16 protein-coding genes are annotated in these 17,234 nt (G+C 41.9%); 12 read left to right on the forward strand and 4 right to left on the reverse strand.

All coding sequences use genetic code 11. From position 1 onward, the window contains the following. The 11 genes from EPB74_RS11025 to EPB74_RS11075 all read left to right on the forward strand — a co-directional run bounded on the left by EPB74_RS11025 (position 1) and on the right by EPB74_RS11075 (position 12,208). Positions 1–672 carry an NADH:ubiquinone reductase (Na(+)-transporting) subunit D gene (locus EPB74_RS11025; RefSeq protein WP_079692907.1) on the forward strand — a complete coding sequence of 224 codons (672 nt, stop codon included), beginning with the start codon at positions 1–3 and terminating at the stop codon, positions 670–672. Further along, complete coding sequence (gene nqrE, locus EPB74_RS11030) at positions 672–1,280, forward strand: NADH:ubiquinone reductase (Na(+)-transporting) subunit E (RefSeq protein ID WP_079692908.1); 609 nt, start codon at positions 672–674, stop codon at positions 1,278–1,280. The genes EPB74_RS11025 and nqrE overlap by 1 nt, the downstream gene beginning before the upstream one ends. Before the next feature lie 189 nt (positions 1,281–1,469). Next, positions 1,470–2,705: an NADH:ubiquinone reductase (Na(+)-transporting) subunit F gene (gene nqrF / locus EPB74_RS11035; RefSeq protein ID WP_274904184.1), complete on the forward strand. Its 1,236-nt coding sequence runs from the start codon at positions 1,470–1,472 to the stop codon at positions 2,703–2,705. A 120-nt stretch (positions 2,706–2,825) separates the two neighbouring features. Then, positions 2,826–3,626, forward strand: coding sequence for an SDR family NAD(P)-dependent oxidoreductase (locus EPB74_RS11040; protein WP_274904185.1), 801 nt, complete (start codon positions 2,826–2,828; stop codon positions 3,624–3,626). A gap of 127 nt (positions 3,627–3,753) precedes the next feature. Next, positions 3,754–4,899, forward strand: a complete 1,146-nt coding sequence (locus tag EPB74_RS11045; protein WP_274904186.1) for an FAD:protein FMN transferase — start codon at positions 3,754–3,756, stop codon at positions 4,897–4,899. 157 nt (positions 4,900–5,056) lie between these two features. After that, on the forward strand, positions 5,057–5,302 hold the full coding sequence (nqrM, locus tag EPB74_RS11050) for a (Na+)-NQR maturation NqrM (protein WP_274904187.1): 246 nt from the start codon (positions 5,057–5,059) through the stop codon (positions 5,300–5,302). 321 nt (positions 5,303–5,623) lie between these two features. Further along, positions 5,624–6,952, forward strand: a complete 1,329-nt coding sequence (locus EPB74_RS11055) for an MFS transporter (RefSeq protein WP_446740044.1) — start codon at positions 5,624–5,626, stop codon at positions 6,950–6,952. Between the two features lie 90 nt (positions 6,953–7,042). Beyond that, on the forward strand, positions 7,043–7,885 hold the full coding sequence (locus tag EPB74_RS11060; protein ID WP_274904189.1) for an arylesterase: 843 nt from the start codon (positions 7,043–7,045) through the stop codon (positions 7,883–7,885). Continuing rightward, complete coding sequence (locus tag EPB74_RS11065) at positions 7,882–8,604, forward strand: ABC transporter ATP-binding protein (protein WP_274904190.1); 723 nt, start codon at positions 7,882–7,884, stop codon at positions 8,602–8,604. The genes EPB74_RS11060 and EPB74_RS11065 overlap by 4 nt, the downstream gene beginning before the upstream one ends. Positions 8,605–8,669: 65 nt before the next feature. After that, entirely contained in the window at positions 8,670–11,300 is a 2,631-nt protein-coding gene (locus EPB74_RS11070) for an ABC transporter permease (RefSeq protein WP_274904244.1), read from the forward strand. 200 nt (positions 11,301–11,500) lie between these two features. After that, entirely contained in the window at positions 11,501–12,208 is a 708-nt protein-coding gene (locus EPB74_RS11075) for an HNH endonuclease signature motif containing protein (RefSeq protein WP_274904191.1), read from the forward strand. 114 nt (positions 12,209–12,322) lie between these two features. Here EPB74_RS11075 and EPB74_RS11080 read toward each other — a convergent pair whose 3' ends face one another. Continuing rightward, positions 12,323–13,468, reverse strand: coding sequence for a DUF3800 domain-containing protein (locus EPB74_RS11080; RefSeq protein WP_274904192.1), 1,146 nt, complete (start codon positions 13,466–13,468; stop codon positions 12,323–12,325). 317 nt (positions 13,469–13,785) lie between these two features. Between EPB74_RS11080 and EPB74_RS11085 the strand changes: the two genes are divergently transcribed. Next, positions 13,786–15,117, forward strand: a complete 1,332-nt coding sequence (locus EPB74_RS11085; protein ID WP_274904193.1) for a valine--pyruvate transaminase — start codon at positions 13,786–13,788, stop codon at positions 15,115–15,117. 46 nt (positions 15,118–15,163) lie between these two features. Here the strand turns inward: EPB74_RS11085 and EPB74_RS11090 are convergent, their stop codons facing one another. The 3 genes from EPB74_RS11090 to hisB form a co-directional block, all read right to left on the reverse strand. Beyond that, positions 15,164–15,556 (reverse strand): hypothetical protein, encoded by a 393-nt coding sequence (locus tag EPB74_RS11090; RefSeq protein WP_274904194.1) that lies wholly within the window; start codon positions 15,554–15,556, stop codon positions 15,164–15,166. A gap of 119 nt (positions 15,557–15,675) precedes the next feature. Then, positions 15,676–16,320: an imidazole glycerol phosphate synthase subunit HisH gene (gene hisH, locus EPB74_RS11095; protein ID WP_274904195.1), complete on the reverse strand. Its 645-nt coding sequence runs from the start codon at positions 16,318–16,320 to the stop codon at positions 15,676–15,678. Continuing rightward, positions 16,321–16,974, reverse strand: a complete 654-nt coding sequence (gene hisB, locus EPB74_RS11100; protein ID WP_274904196.1) for an imidazoleglycerol-phosphate dehydratase HisB — start codon at positions 16,972–16,974, stop codon at positions 16,321–16,323. Positions 16,975–17,234: the final 260 nt, after the last annotated feature.

Consider the following 17,234-nt stretch of genomic DNA (forward strand, 5'->3'; position numbering starts at 1 on the left):
GTGGCTGATACAAAAAGTATTTTAGTTTCCCCTATCTTTGATAACAACCCTATTGGCTTGCAAATATTGGGTATTTGTTCTGCATTGGCAGTGACCACTACCGTCGCTAATGCATTGGTTATGAGTGTGGCGTTGACTTTAGTAACGGCATTTTCAAGCTTCTTTATCTCTAGTATTCGTAAGCAAATCCCATCAAGCATTCGTATTATTGTACAGATGACGATTATTGCCTCCTTGGTTATTGTGGTCGATCAGATATTAAAAGCGGTCGCTTATGATGTCAGTAAAGGACTGTCGGTATTCGTTGGTTTGATTATCACCAACTGTATCGTTATGGGTCGCGCTGAAGCCTTTGCGATGAGTAATCCACCCGTACCAAGCTTTTTAGATGGTATTGGTAACGGTCTTGGCTACTCTGCCGTATTGCTATTTGTGGCCACTATTCGTGAAATATTGGGCTCAGGTAGCTGGTTTGGAATGACGCTATTACAACCGGCGACTGATGGCGGCTGGTATGTCCCTAATGGCTTATTATTATTACCACCTTCAGCGTTCTTTATTATTGCATTGTTTATTGTCATTATCCGTACTTGGAAACCAGAACAGGTTGAAGATGCTGAATTTGTAATGAAGCCGCAGTCTAAAGGCATGGCACACGGAGGCGGTCACTAATGGGACATTATGTTAGTTTATTTATAACCTCAGTCTTTATTGAAAATATGGCACTAGCCTACTTCTTAGGCATGTGTACCTTTTTAGCGGTATCGAAAAAAGTATCCACCGCTATCGGTCTTGGGGTTGCTGTCGTTTTCGTTATGGCACTCACTGTACCGCTGAACAATTTATTGTTTCAGTTTATCCTTAAAGATGGTGCGCTAGCTTGGGCGGGTTTTCCTGATATTGACTTAAGCTTTTTAGGTCTGCTCAGTTATATTGGTCTCATTGCTGCTGTCGTACAGATTCTAGAGATGTTTTTGGATAAGTTTGTCCCGAGTCTATACAACGCGCTTGGGATCTTCTTACCATTAATCACCGTCAACTGTGCCATCTTGGGTGGCGTACTATTTATGGTTGAGCGTGACTACAACTTTAGTGAATCTGTGGTATATGGTGCTGGTGCTGGTTTTGGTTGGGCACTTGCCATTACCGTATTGGCTGGTATCCGTGAAAAGCTTAAATACTCAGACATTCCAGCGCCGCTACAAGGCCTTGGTATTACCTTTATTACGGTTGGTCTGATGTCGCTAGGCTTTATGTCATTCGGTGGCATGTCGATTTAAGCGTTTATTTATATAAAGGCTTATTTATCTAAGTGTTTTTTTTAAGCCTTAGTTAAGTAGTCATTTATTTAAAAACATATGCTTAAAACCATACTCAGTTATTTGACCTAATTAATTCATTTATTCGGTAGAGATTCGGGCAGTTTATATGAACCCGCATCCCTACCCCATAGATTAAGGATACCTATCATGGATTATGCTACGGCGATTGGTGGCGTTGCTATGTTTACCTTGATCATCATGGGTCTCGTCGCCATTATTTTGGCGGCGCGCTCAAGACTGGTCAGCTCAGGCGATGTGACCATTCACATCAACGATAATCCCGACAACGACGTGGTAACATCAGCAGGCGGTAAGCTACTACAAACCCTTGCTAGTGAAGGTATATTTTTATCTTCAGCATGTGGTGGTGGTGGTACTTGTGCCCAATGTCGCTGCCGTGTTATTGAAGGTGGTGGCTCTATTTTGGCTACTGAAGAAGGCTACTTTACTCAAGGCGAGATTCGCGATCATATGCGCCTTGCTTGTCAGGTATCTGTTAAGCAAGATATGAAAATTGAGATTGACCCTGAATTCTTTGATGTACAGAAATGGGAATGTGAAGTTATCTCTAATGATAACGTTGCTACTTTTATTAAAGAATTGGTGCTTAAAATTCCAGATGGCGAAGAAGTTAACTTCCGTGCTGGTGGTTATGTACAGTTAGAAGCGCCACCGCATGAAGTACATTATAAAGACTTTGATATTGCCGAAGAATATCAAGAAGATTGGAATAACTTTGGCATCTTTAAGTATGTGTCAAAAGTTGACGAACCCGTTATTCGTGCCTATTCAATGGCTAACTATCCGGATGAAAAAGGCTTAATTAAGTTTAATATTCGTATTGCTAGTCCGCCACCACGTGGCCCTGATGGTATTCCACCAGGTAAAATGTCGTCGTGGACGTTTAGCTTGAAGCCTGGCGATAAAGTGACCGTATCAGGTCCTTATGGTGAGTTCTTCGCCAAAAAGACCGAAGCTGAAATGATCTTTGTCGGTGGTGGTGCCGGTATGGCACCGATGCGCTCACACATCTTTGATCAGCTGAAACGCTTGAACTCTGATCGTAAGATTAGTTTTTGGTACGGTGCGCGCTCTATTCGTGAGATGTTCTATGTTGAAGATTACGATCAACTAGAAGCGGAATTTGCTAACTTTGAATGGCATGTGGCTTTGTCTGATCCACTTCCTGAAGACAATTGGGATGGCTATACTGGCTTTATCCATAACGTCTTGTTAGAGGAATATCTGAAAGACCATCCAAACCCAGAAGACTGTGAATACTACATGTGCGGGCCACCGATGATGAACGCGGCGGTTATCGATATGTTGCATAGTCTAGGTGTCGAAGATGAAAACATTATGCTTGATGACTTTGGTGGTTAAGCTCCCTCATTAAGCCTGCACGATTAACTTGATAATATATGCTAAATTAAGAGTCTCAATCGAGGCTCTTTTTTTATGGGCTAAATAATAGCAATAACAGGTTAACAAGAAAGGATTCTTATGAAAACCAAATACAAAGACTTGACCATTTGGATAACAGGCGCATCAAGTGGCATCGGCGAAGCACTGGCATTAGAATTTGCTAAACGCGGGGCTAGAATTATTTTAAGCGGTCGTAATAATGACAAACTAGAGGCCGTTAAAAAACGCTGCAAACATTCAGATAAACATATCGTTGTGCCTTTTGATATTGCTGATGCCGACCAAGTAAAACAAGCCTATCAAGCGGTGACAGCACAAGCCGGAAAAATCGATTGGTTGATTAACAATGCTGGCGTCAGTCAACGCTCGCTAATCATGGACACAACTGAGGAAGTCGAGCGTCAATTGATGGAGATAGACTATTTTGCGCAAACACGCCTGAGCAGATTGGTGTTGCCAGATATGATTGCTCAAAATGGCGGTAAAATAGTCATGATATCTAGTATAGCCGGCCTACTCGGTTCGCAATATCGTGGAGCATATGGTGCAGCCAAAGCAGCTATCCATATGTGGGCAAACAGTCTGCGCGCTGAATTGCACGATCAAGGGATAGAGGTGGCAACGGTATTCCCAGGATTTATTCAAACTAATGTCTCTATCAATGCGTTAACTGGCGATGGTAGCGCGCAAGGCACTATGGATGATGCTACCAATAAGGGCTTAACCGCTACTGCATTTGCTAAACAAGTCCGTAAAGCGTTAATGAAAGGTGAGGAATATATTATTATCGGTGGTCAAAAAGAAAAGCTTGCGATGATGGTCAATCGATTATCGCCACCCAAGCTTTATAAGCTCATCCGTGAATCGCAAGTAAAATAAATCTAGCGCGTGAGTATCAATGACTTGAGCTTATGAATTGGCGTTATAGTTACTAAAGGGTGTAAAATAGGCACGCCTTATATAAAGCGCCTCTCACTTCTTTGCCATAAAAGCTATTATGATTCATATGAAAAAACCAATAATGCAACAATCAGCCCCACTCTCATTATCTAGCAAATCGATAAACACGACCTTATTGCCCGTTATTGCCATAAGCGCTGTAATCGGTCTTAGCGCTTGCCAACAACCGCCAGATTATAACAATCTAAGCGGTGAAACGATGGGCACCAGCTACCATATTAGCTATCAGTTGCCCAAAGGTGCTGATGAGGTCGCCATACAAGCTGCTATCGATGAGCGCCTACAACAGATTAATGACAGTATGTCGACCTATCAAGACGACGCGACTATCTCAAAGTTTAATCGTCTAGCTAAAAATACGCCGATTACTATTGATGCTGATTTTAGCCATGTGTTAGAAGTCTCACGGCAGGTCTATCAACAATCGGATGGTGCATTTGATCCTACTGTTATGCCGTTAATAGATACGTGGGGCTTTGGTAGCACAATGACCGTTGAGCGTTTACAAAGTCCACCGAGTGCGGCTGAAATAGCTAAAGCGCTTGCCTTAGTCGACTTTGAAGGCGTCATTCAAAAAGACAATACCATTTATAAAACTAAAGATGGAATCGGCTTAGATTTTTCGGCAGTGGCTAAAGGTTATGGCGTTGACGTTATCGCTGATGTGCTTAAAAACAACTATCAAATTCGCAACTATATGGTTGAGATTGGCGGTGAAGTAGCGTCATCAGGCGTTAGCGCGCAACAGCAACCGTGGCAAATTGCCATTGATGCACCAATAGAAGGCAGTACGGTCAGCGAGCGCCAAACGATTGCAGCTATTCGTCAACCGATAAATAATGATAATAAGATGCATCTGGCGACTTCAGGAAACTATCGCAATTCAATCATATTTGATGGCAAGCATTATAGCCATACGATTGATCCTACAACGGGTGAGCCAATTGTTGGTGGCGCACCATCAGTAACTGTCGCTGCAGATTCAGTCGCACTTGCCGATGCTTGGGCAACCGCATTAACGGCGATGCCCTATGCAAAAGCGTTGGCGACTGCTGAAAAACAAAATATAGCCGCGTTATTTGTTATATTGGCTAAAGGTGTCAAAGTAGACGATGCTGCTGACAATCTTGACGATTGGCAAGTAGTGCAAAGCACGGCTATGCAGAAAATGCGCGCTGATAAAAAACCTTAGTTTCAAAAGCGATAAGTTTTCAACAATACAGCATTGAGACGACTGCTAAGCACAAACCGACAACGCAAAATTTTGCTATACTATTAATAAGTTATCATATAGATGAAGTGCTATCTTACCGATGACAGTCCTATTTTTTAAACGTGAGGTTTCCTCCATGCTTAGCCAACTACTGCCAATGCTCGCTATCACCTTTACCGTATTCATGCTGTTTTTTATCTTTATGGGTATCGGTTATATGGTCCAAAAAAAACCACTTAGAGGCTCTTGTGGTGGTGTCGCTAAATTGATGGGCAATGAAAAATGCTCATACTGTGGTGACGATCCCAATAAATGCGACTCACTTATCGCTGAACAACAAGAAAATGCGCTCAAAGCAGCTCAATTAGGCAGATCGGTGTAAGTGGTAGATTTGTTACCATACGCTGGTAGTATTTAGTCATCATTTGTTCTTATAATAGCGTCAAGTCTTTTAAAAAGAGGCTGACGCTATTTTTGCTTACGCCATACCAATTTTTATAAGCAGCTATTGATAAAGAGCGCTTTATCATCGAAATCTCAAATTCATTGTCTATATAATAAGTTTGCCCTGATTGATAGGGTAGCAAGCTCATATAACCTGCTTTCTGCAAGTATGTCTGTATTTCCGTATATTGTCTCATTCACCATCTTGGTGACGTATTCTGGTGTTATTTTATAAGCTATGGTACGCCAGCGCTTTTTAATGACGTGTCTTTTTTCTTATGCTGATAGTCGTGCCGCTATGTCTACCTCTTCTAATTTGCAAACTGATTTAACACCCCAGTCCCAGTCACAATCACAGTCGGATGCTCCGTCAAACTTGAAGCTGCCATCTTCACGCTTTACGTTTTGGCTGGTACTGTGTGCCATGATTTTATTGGCCACCAATATGCGCTCGCCAATTGTAGCGCTGGGCTCTATCGCGCCTGTGGTACAGGAGGCGCTCAACATCTCCGAAACCCAAATCGGTTGGCTTGGCGCGGTGCCAATGCTGACCTTTGCACTGGGAGCTTTTGTTTCGCCCGCGATTGGTAAGCGGTTTGGGCTTGAAAATACGCTGATTGCGATGATTGCCTTATTGACCACGGGCATGATGATTCGTAGCCTCATTCCCACTTGGATTGGGTTTTTAAGCGGCACATTATTGCTGACATTGGCAATTGGTTTTGCCAATACACTCGCTGCTCCTGTTATCAAGCAACGTACGCCCAATCACATTCCCTTAATTACTGGCTTATTTAGTCTCACCATGACGGTCTCGGCAGGCATTGTCGCAGGTGTGATCCTGCCATTATCTGCGCAAGTCGGTTGGCAATGGGCGCTTGGCGGTTGGTCTGTGTTGGGGATATTTGCTTTCATTATTTGGGTACTGTTACGGCTGCGCTTAGGCTCATCAAACCATCAGCCAATCGTGCCACTTGCTAAGGGCGTACAAGCGCCGGCACACATCTCGATGTGGCGTACACCTTTTGCTTGGCAAATTGCAATCTTTATGGGTTTACAATCGTTGCTTTTTTATACTGTTGCCAGCTTTTTGCCCTCGATTTGGCTGAGTAAAGGGTTGCCTGCGGTAAGCGCTGGTCAAATGGGCTCTATCTTTCAGTTTATGGCACCCGTAGCGATTTTGAGTTTGACGTGGCTGGTGAACCGTGGGCGTCCTATACAAGCGTTGGCGGTACTTGCTGCCGTCTTGAACGTGATTGGCCTTTTAGGAATCAGTTATCTATCGGTAGATTTGGCGTGGTTGTGGTCAGCGCTAATGGGTATTGGCTGCTCAGCCATTTTTACCTTATGTATGATGCTGTTTTCGATGCGAACTTATACCGCCAACCAATCTAGTGAGCTTTCTGGAATGGCGCAAGCGGTCGGCTACCTGATTGCGTTCTTCGGTCCGTTGGGTACGGGCTGGTTGCATGAAGCAACGGACAGCTGGGATTTGCCGTTATTTATTATGTTGGTATTGATGGTTATTAATGTGGGGTTCGCTTGGGTGGTCAGCCGTCCGGTGATGGTCGACGGTAAGAAGATTTAATTTTTATCATTAAGCAATTAACTTTTGCACCATATTGCTGCTTATCTGATTCTGCTAGACTGGTTCGATTGTATATAGGACAGCAGAATCATGATAAACAGACCTTTTCGCTTACCGCAGTGCTTGCTCACGGTCGCTGCACTGACCGTAGCAATCGCTATCAGCGGTTGTCAAAAAACGCCTGATGCCAATGATGCTAAGACGGATAATGGCACTCAAAATAGCGCTCCAAGCGCCGATCCTCAAGCTGCCGAAACTCAGCAAACGACCACTTCAACTGAACAGCAATCTGCACCGGTAACTATATTGGCACTAGGTGACTCGTTGACAGAAGGTCTTGGCGTCGATAATGATGCCAATTACCCATCACAGCTACAAGAACGCTTACAAGAACTTGGTTATAAAAATGTCAAAGTCATCAATTCAGGATTAAGTGGCGAAACCAGCACTGGCTTGGTGAATCGCTTAGACTGGGTATTACAGACCAAACCTGATATTACAATTTTGACCGTCGGTGCTAATGACGCCATTCGTGGTATTGATGTGGCGACGGTTGAAGCTAATATTCGTACCGCTGTTAAACGTCTACAGGATAATGGTAGCGAGGTGATATTAGGCGGTATGCAAATTTATGACAACCTAGGTTCGGATTACGTAAAATCATTTGCCGCGATATATCCAAGAGTATCAAAAGATATGAACGTGACACTTATTCCCTTCTTTTTAGACGGTGTTGGCGGTGACCCTAAGCTAAATCAAGCTGATGCTATCCATCCGACCAAAGAGGGTTATACAATTATCGTTAATGACAATATTTTGCCAATCTTACAACCTGAGCTTAAAAAATTAGAAGCAAGTAATGCTGGTGAATCAATAAAACCTAACAAGCCAGCGCCAACATCGACGAGCACGCCTACTGAGACTGCGCAATGACACCTTTATCTTCAGACCTAGATTCAGCTGCAACCATCACGCCCGCTTCGAAACCTTCAGCATTGCTTATCGCCTTACAACTTAATAAAACCGTGCAAGTCGGTGACCAATCTTTATCCATTATTAAAGACGTCGATATTCATGTCAATGCTGGCGAGTTCGTGGTTATCATGGGCAAATCCGGCTCTGGAAAATCTACTTTGTTAGGCTTATTAGCAGCGCTAGATTATCCTGATAGTGGCACCGTCGAGTTGGCTGATCAAACGTTAAGCAGCCTTGATGAAGATGCCTTAGCCGTTATTCGTCAACGTGACATGGGTTTTGTCTTTCAATCTTTTCATCTATTGCCGACATTAACGGTGGCAGAAAACATTGCCTTCCCACTTGATATTGCTCGGCGTCCAAACAAAGCACGAGTGAATGAATTGATTGAAGCCGTTGATTTGGGGCATAGGCGTGATAGTTTACCCAATCAATTATCTGGCGGCGAGCAGCAGCGTACGGCGGTTGCGCGCGCGCTGGTTTCGCAGCCAAAAATTGTGTTCGCGGATGAGCCGACAGGTAACTTAGATGAGCAAAACGCCAATCAAGTCATGCAATTATTACTGGATCTAAGACAGCAAGTGGGTTCAGCATTGGTCGTGGTCACCCATGATGCCGCGTTAGCTGAGATGGCAGATCGTGTCATTACTATGCATGATGGGCGGATTGTATCTTAATGAATAACTTGATAAATAATAAGCAAACAGAAAAGCATTCACCAAAAGATACGACTGATACGGCAATGACAAAAGAGTCAGATTATACTGGCAGTATCATCTACCATTTATTTAAAGGCTTGGGCGCGCAAGCACTAAGACGTAGCTGGTGGCAGCGCTGGATATATCCGGTATTATTTTTACTGACTTTAACGCTATCACTGGCAACTTATCTAACCCTAGATTCGATTCAGCAATCGGTTAATACCTATATCAATGACAATCAGCGCGCACTGGTTGGTGGCGATTTGATCTTAAACAGTCAGCAAGACTGGCCAAGCGAGGTGTTAACGCAGGTAGCAACGGTCGCTGATACGCAAAAAGTTTATGATTATCAGTTTAGTGCGATGGTGGTAACCGCTGAGCAAACCTTACTTGCACGGGTCAAAGCCGTCTCCCCTGCCTATCCATTATATGGTGACGTCGAGCTGGCATCTGGTCAGCCTTTATGGCAGCAGCTCACCTCTAATAATGTGGTCGTCGCCCCAGAAGTCCTTAAAAGCCTAAACGCTAGTATTGGTGATAAAATTACCATTGGTGAAGGACAGTTCACGATTAGCGATGTGCTGACGAAAGAGCCTGACCGCCCGTTGACGGCCTTTGGCTTTGGTGGACGAGTGCTGATGCAACAAGACGCGCTCGCCGCAACCAATCTATTAGGTGAGCGTAGCCGTATCAACTATCGTATTGAGTTAGCAGGAGAGCCCGAATTAATCGCTGAGCAGCGCGATAAGCTGACGCAAATATTAACCAATTATCCTGATATTGAGCTGTCAGATGCTGAGTCAGCAGATACTTCTGTTTCGCGTATCTCTGATAATGTGTTGATGTTTTTAAAACTCTTGGTCATCGCGGTACTTTTATTATCAGCGGTAGCAATGTATGGCGTCATCACCGCATTTGTGACCAAGCAGCAGTCTAGTAATGCCATTCGCTTAGCATTGGGTGAGCCTCTTGGCAGTCTTAAACGTAGCTACTATCAACTATTAATCATTACCACTATCATTGCTGGTATCGCCGCGATTATCGTCAGTTTTGGCTTACTCAAAGTTGGTCAGCCATATCTTGTGGCTATCTTGCCAGCAGATGTTGGCTTAACCATCAATCCTATCAGTGCCATTAAAACCATCATTATCGCTTTGGTGCTGACGTTGCTTATCGCACAGCGTGGCTTAAGTTCGCTTAATACCACCAAACCCGCAACCTTACTTAGCCAAGGTGCGAGCCAGCAAGCGCAAAACCTGCCTTGGTATAAACGCTTGCCTTTACTATGGTATGCGCTAATGCTCACAGGGCTTTATGCGTTCTTTGCCTATGAAGTAGGTTCGTTAAAGCTAGGCGCTCAGCTGTTAGTAGGTTTAATCGGTTTCGTAGCAATATTTTGGCTGTTAGCACGTGCTTGGTTATGGCTACTTGCCAAGTTGGCGACCAATAGCAATATCAGTTGGATGCAACGGATTGCTATTCACAACCTTGCACGTAAAGGCAATCAATCAGCGCTATTTTTTGTCACGCTATCACTGTCGGTCGCTGTGCTTACACTAATCACTACCCTCAATCATAGTATCAATACCCAGTTTATTAATGCCTATCCTGAAGATGCGCCGAATTTATTTTTGTTAGATATTCAAAGCGATCAACATGATGAGATTAATAAAATTATTGAGGCACCAGTGAGCTACTATCCTGTCATTCGTGCCCGCGTAGTAACCGCAAATGATGTACCTGTACAAGATATCGAGCCTGCCGATGGCTTTGATGACCCTACGCGTGTCTTTAATTTAAGCTATGCTGATACCGTGATGGAAACCGAGTTCATTACTGATGCCGTCAAAGATAGTCAGCTTTACGCGCCTGTTAATTCGCAAAAACAGACTCAAAACGGGCAAGACTCAGTACAAGCATCAGCGCAAACACCAGACCAGACACCAACCCAAACAATAGCACCAATGTCTATTTTAGATACCGCTGCCAGTTTATTAAATGTTGGTATGGGCGATCAGGTGCGCTTTAATATTCAAGGGATTGAAATCGTCGGGCAAATTACCAGTATCCGCTCGCGTTATGAGCAAGGTCCAAGCCCTTATTTTTACTTTTTATTTGAGCCCTCTGTCCTCTCTGCTGCCCCGCAAATCCAATTTGCCACGGCGCATGTCGCAGCCGATGATATTCCAGACTTACAAGGACAACTGGTCAGAACGTTTCCTGCCGTGACGACTATTGATGGCACGGCTATCGCGCAGCAAGTCCAAGAGTTGGTTGCGCAAATGAGTCGCTTGGTTTATGTCTTTACGCTACTGGCTCTATTGACTGGCATCATGGTATTGATTAGCTCGTTACTGTCCACCTCGCAAGATCGCATGCAAGAAAGCGCTTCGTTTAGGCTGCTAGGGATGCAAAAGCGTGACTTATATATGCTGAATATACTAGAGCTTGGATTGCTTGGACTGAGTGCCGCGACATTCGCCGTTATTATCGCCAGCGTTGGCGCGTGGGCTGCTATTACTCAATGGTTTAATCTACGCTTTAGTGTGCCGTGGGCAAGTTTGGGTATTGGCGGTATAGCGTTAATTGGTTTGCTATTTGCCATTGCTATTATTTATGTGAGATTGGTGATTGGGCGTGGGATTATGGCGCGGGTGCGGGCGATGATTTAATGGTTATCTCTAGAGGTTTAGCAGAGATTGGTGACGGTTTAGTTGTTTGTAGCTAATCCTGCTTTTGTTCATATCTAAAGATATTTAGACAGCAAAACACTCATAAACCAATATACTAAAAACCACTACCTAGTATTGTATTAGGTACTTAAAATGGATAATGCGAGAATAATGCATCACATTCATAATGGAACTTTGAAATGATAAAAAAATATAATGAGTCTAGACCGAATATTTCAGCAGAAGTTAAAAGAAAGGTTTTAGTTGAAGCCGGACACCGCTGTTCTTTTAATCGATGTGGTTTTGAAGCCTATGAAATACATCATATTGATGAAAATAGAGAGAATAATGATCCTGAGAACCTAATCGTTCTATGTCCATCACATCATACGTTAGCGCATAGTGATAAAGTGTCGAGAAAAGATTTGAGAGAGTACAAAAAAGCATTAGGTTTACAGAGTAATAATCTAGCGCAGTTTAATTCATCAGCTAGCTATAGCCAGAATGATTTAAATGTTTTATCTGAACTCGAAAAAATATTGCCTTATGATTTAATTAACGCTATACAAAACGAACTGTTCGGGTCGTTTGTGAAAAGAGAGATAATCACACCATTCAATATAATTGAGCAAAGAGAATTTGATCCATCTTTACGCTTCCACGATCAAAGCCTTGAACAACTTCGTCTAGTTATAGTTAATAACGCTAAAGAATTTCTAAATTACTTTGGAGCTCAATCTGGTGGTTTACCACATGGCTACGACTATATAAACCTTAATGATTCGTTTAGGGGGTCAACACCTAAAGATATAAAGCATTGGACTGAATATTCTGAAAAAACTTCTATCCTTGCAAATAAATTCTGTCACTCCGTTCTATTATTGAGAGAAAAGGGTTTAAATTTTTGATAAGAGTAGGATATAGTGGCAGTAGCATAATTCGTTTGACTTGAGATCACGCACATATTAGACAATAGAAAACTGGATCAGTTATAACTTTTCTAATACATATAACCTGCCCTATTAAATAATTTTCATAGGGCTTTCTTCCAACTTAGATTTGATAAAATGGATAAACAAGCCCATTCCTTCTATAAGGCTCATACCTCTTTTACTTCTATCAAGAAGCTCTCTTAATATCATTGTGTTTAACTGAACCTCTGGACTAGCCATGTCTAAGTATGAAATATTAGGAAACAAATTAGTTTTTGAAAGATGTGTTTCACCCATTTTTTGCCATTTTAATTTATATTTATCCTCTTCTTTATTCTCATCAAAAGCGTAAGCGAATGCACCTGCTATAGCATCAGCTATTTGAATACCATAAAAGTCCTTCGAATCTACCAAATTTAAGGGCTCTTTTAAGTTAAACGTGACTGGTGCTTTAAAATCTTCGTAGTTCATATAAACTTTATCTTTCCTTCCTACCATTGCGTTGAATATATCTTGGTCATCATCTAATGGCTTAGATTTATCACAATATGCTACTAATTCTTCATATTCTTCTCCCCATTCACCTAGTAGACTAAAAAGTGAAGTATTTGTTAAGTCCAATATCCACTTTCCTGTCATTGTCCCTTCTAAGCTAGATAACTCTGATATTACAGCTTCCTTATTTAATATTGCAAATTCTGTAATTTGCTTTAAGAAGATAGGTTCATCTTCGCTAGATCCTTTGAATAATACCTTTAATTTTTCAAACTCACCTTCTCTCATAAGCTGTGCAAAATCTGAAAAAATGTCTTCAGCATTTTGGTGTTTTAGAAACAATTCCAAATATAGCATATTGCTAATAAACATATGAAAATTGACACCATAGAATAAAGAATTCGATTGTGATAAAGCTGGCTCAAAAATGTATTCAAAAAACTTAGCTGATAAGGCAAATTTTTTATGACATACCATTACCTTAAACCGTCCCTCATAATGCTCTAAGACCTCATCAACCAATTTTTTACCTTTAGCCCCTCTAAGTAATTTTGAACTCTTGATTTCGCCATTTTGTACATGGTATTTATTTAAAAGATACTTAACAAAATTTTCAGACTCCTCTTGGCTACTTTCTACAGATGCGTAGCTGAATACCGTTTGATTAGGACTAAGTAAGTCATTACCTGTAAATCCTGATTCATCAAAATAAAGTGTTGCTGATTTTTTATTATTAGACATTACATATTTACTCATTCTCATAATTTTAGAAAGTATAGAGTAAATTAATAGCAATACAACTATCTATGTGAATGAAATATTAGCTCTAGCGAAAAACAGAATTAGCTCCAAAGCTCTAATCCCCTGAAGTCTCAAACCAAAACGCCATCTATTCACTTAGTGGGCGTTTTTTAATTTAGTTGCCATATATATAGAAATATAACTTATTATCAGTCATATGCTTTGCTCACTAAACAGACCTGCCATTTGCTATACTAGCCCAACTTTATCGATTAAATAACACCTTATAAATCCCTATAAAACAGCATGGTAACCTTATGAAATTCTCAAAATTCGGTCAAAAATTTACCCAACCTACTGGTATCTCGCAATTGATGGATGATCTTGGCGATGCGCTAAAAAGCGATCAGCCAATTAATATGCTGGGTGGCGGAAATCCTGCCAAGATTGATGCCGTCAATGAGCTGTTTTTAGAGACTTACAAAGCGCTTGGCGTTGATAACGATACGGGTGAAGCCAATAGTAGTGCGATTATCAGCATGGCGAATTATTCTAATCCGCAAGGTGATGCTGCCTTTATCGATGCGTTAGTCGGCTTCTTTAACCGTCATTATGATTGGAATCTGACAGCAGAAAATATTGCCCTAACCAATGGCTCACAAAACGCCTTTTTCTACTTGTTCAATTTATTTGGCGGAGCGTTTACTGATGAGAAGAGCCAAGCGATAGATAAATCTATTTTACTGCCATTGACCCCTGAATATATTGGCTATAGTGATGTCCACGTAGAAGGTCAGCATTTTGCTGCTGTATTACCGCATATCGATGAAGTGACGCATGATGGCGAAGAAGGTTTCTTTAAGTATCGCGTCGATTTTGAGGCGTTAGAGAATTTACCGGCGCTAAAAGAAGGTCGTATCGGTGCTATCTGTTGCTCACGCCCGACCAATCCTACTGGCAACGTCCTGACTGATGACGAAATGGCGCATTTAGCTGAGATTGCCAAGCGCTATGACATACCGTTGATTATTGACAATGCTTACGGTATGCCGTTTCCTAACATTATTTATTCTGACGCGCATCTCACTTGGGATGACAATACTATCCTTTGTTTCAGCCTATCTAAAATTGGCTTACCCGGTATGCGTACCGGTATTATCGTTGCAGCTCCCAAAGTCATTGCCGCTGTTAGTGCGATGAATGCGGTGGTGAATCTCGCACCGACGCGTTTCGGCGCTGCGATTGCCACGCCACTAGTCAAAAACGACCGAATTAAGCAGCTATCTGATAATGAGATTAAGCCGTTTTATCAGCAGCAAGCGAATACCGCCGTACGCTTATTAAAAGAAGCGTTGGGCGATTATCCACTAGCGATTCATAAGCCTGAAGGCGCGATATTCTTATGGCTATGGTTTAAAGACTTGCCGATTACGACCGTTGAGCTGTATGAGCGTCTAAAAGAAAAAGGCACGCTTATTGTGCCAAGTAAACACTTCTTCCCTGGTGTCGATGTGAGCAACTACCAACATGCGCATGAATGTATTCGTATGAGTATTGCCGCTGATGAGCAAACGCTGATTGATGGTATTCGAGTGATTGGTGAAGTGGTGCGCGAGCTGTATGATGAGGCTAAGAGTCAAAACGACTAAGCCTTTTAATATACAAATAGTTAATCATAGAAATAAAAAAACGAACTTATGAATAGTCCGTTTTTTTCTGTCGTTTAATCATGGGTTTGACTGTATTGATCGACTGAAAAGTCTTTGTGCATACGGTAAATCCATAAATGACGTAAGAGAGCAGGCTCGTATTGATAATATCATGGATACTGGCCTTTATTTCTGCACCCGTTAAGCCTGAGAGGCCTAAATCTGTAATAGTATGCCGATTGTCCAAATACTCGCCCAATACAGCGATAGCCGTGACCATAATTAAAGCAATAAACGCTCTGATACTATATTTTTTGAAAATTGGACGCAGCAGGATTAAACTTAATAGATAAACGCTGATGCCCACATAAATATGTAAGGCATCTTTGTCTAAGCCTGTAGCATCGACGACACCGTTTTTGAATAGATAAAAATCCACGATTTTATTCCGCGTATAAGAGGTAGAAAATAACTGAGTATAAATTGAGAATAAAAAAGGCAGGTTATATATTTGCTAACCTACCTTACTGCTCAATCAAATATTTAATTCATGCTTCTTTAAATATCCCAATCCACAAAATTCTTTAACAGTTGCAAGCCTGCGGTATGGCTTTTTTCTGGATGGAACTGAGTAGCAAATAAGTTATCTTGCAAAATACTGGCACAAAACGGCTGACCATAATCACAAACGGCCGCCACTTGCGAGTTATCTACTGGCTCGCAATAATAACTGTGTACAAAGTAAAAGTGCGCATTGTCTTCAATACTGTTCCACAGCGGATGGTCAAAACCCATACCACTGATGGTATTCCAGCCCATATGCGGTACTTTAATAGTCGCGCCTTGCTCATCTGTCCATGTCGGATCAAACGCTTCTACGCTGCCATCTAAGATACCCAAGCATTTTGTACCACCATTCTCAGCGGATTGCTCAAATAACGCCTGCATACCGACACAGATGGCCATAACAGGCTTATTGAATATGGCATGACGTATGACCTCATCAATACCTGCCTCGTGCATGCCAGCGATACAATCACGCATCGCACCAACACCGGGGAAAAAAATCTTATCGGCAGCAGCGACGACTTTTGGGTCATTAGTAACAGTAACTTCCGCACCGACCGCTGATAGTGCCTTACTGGCAGAGTGCAAATTACCCATACCATAATCTAGTAGTGCAATCTTTGTTGCTCGACTCATCTAAAAGGCCTCTTTGGTCGATGGCAAGGTGTTTAACGCACGCTCATCATATTCACACGCCATACGCAGCGCACGAGCAAAGGCTTTAAAAGTACATTCAATTTGATGATGGCTATTTTTACCTTTTAAATTGTCTAAATGTACCGTCATCCACGAATGATTGACAAAGCCGTAGAAAAACTCACTGAATAAATCAACATCAAAGGTACCAACGTGCGAGCGCGTGAATGGAATCTCCATATGCAGACCTGGACGTCCAGATAAATCAACCACCGCACGCGTTAATGCTTCGTCTAGTGGCGCATAAAAATGTCCATAACGACGAATGCCTTTTTTATCACCCAATGCTTTAGCAAAGGCTTGTCCAAGCGTAATACCCGTATCTTCAACACTATGGTGATCATCAATAAAGGTATCGCCATTACATTTAATATCTAAGTCAAATAGACCATGACGCTTGATTTGATCAATCATATGATCTAAAAATGGCACGCCCGTATCTACAGTACCTTGACCAGTACCATCAAGATTGACCGTACAAGTGACTTGAGTCTCAGCGGTATTGCGCGTTACAGTCGCGGTACGCGCAGCATGACCGTAAAGATTTTTAGCAGAGTTTTGATCTTGAGATTGTTCAGTAGAATTGGCTGTCATGGCTACTCTCTATAAATATAAAAGCAAACAATAAAATAGGGCTATCGATAAGCCCGGCGTGTTCTCAATTTGAGAACCATAAAATAGAAGCATAAAATTTTAATAAGTATAAATTGCTTATAGTTCATTCTATCCTATCGCAAAATATTATAATAAGGACAGATGATGCATTATCTATCCTTATCATAGCAAACCCTAAGATTTACTGCCACGACCATGCAGTAATCTACAGGCAAATTCGCACCTTTCTGCTAAAATAG

The sequence above is a fragment of the Psychrobacter sp. DAB_AL62B genome (assembly GCF_028895345.1).
In the GTDB taxonomy this organism is placed as follows: Bacteria; Pseudomonadota; Gammaproteobacteria; order Pseudomonadales; family Moraxellaceae; genus Psychrobacter.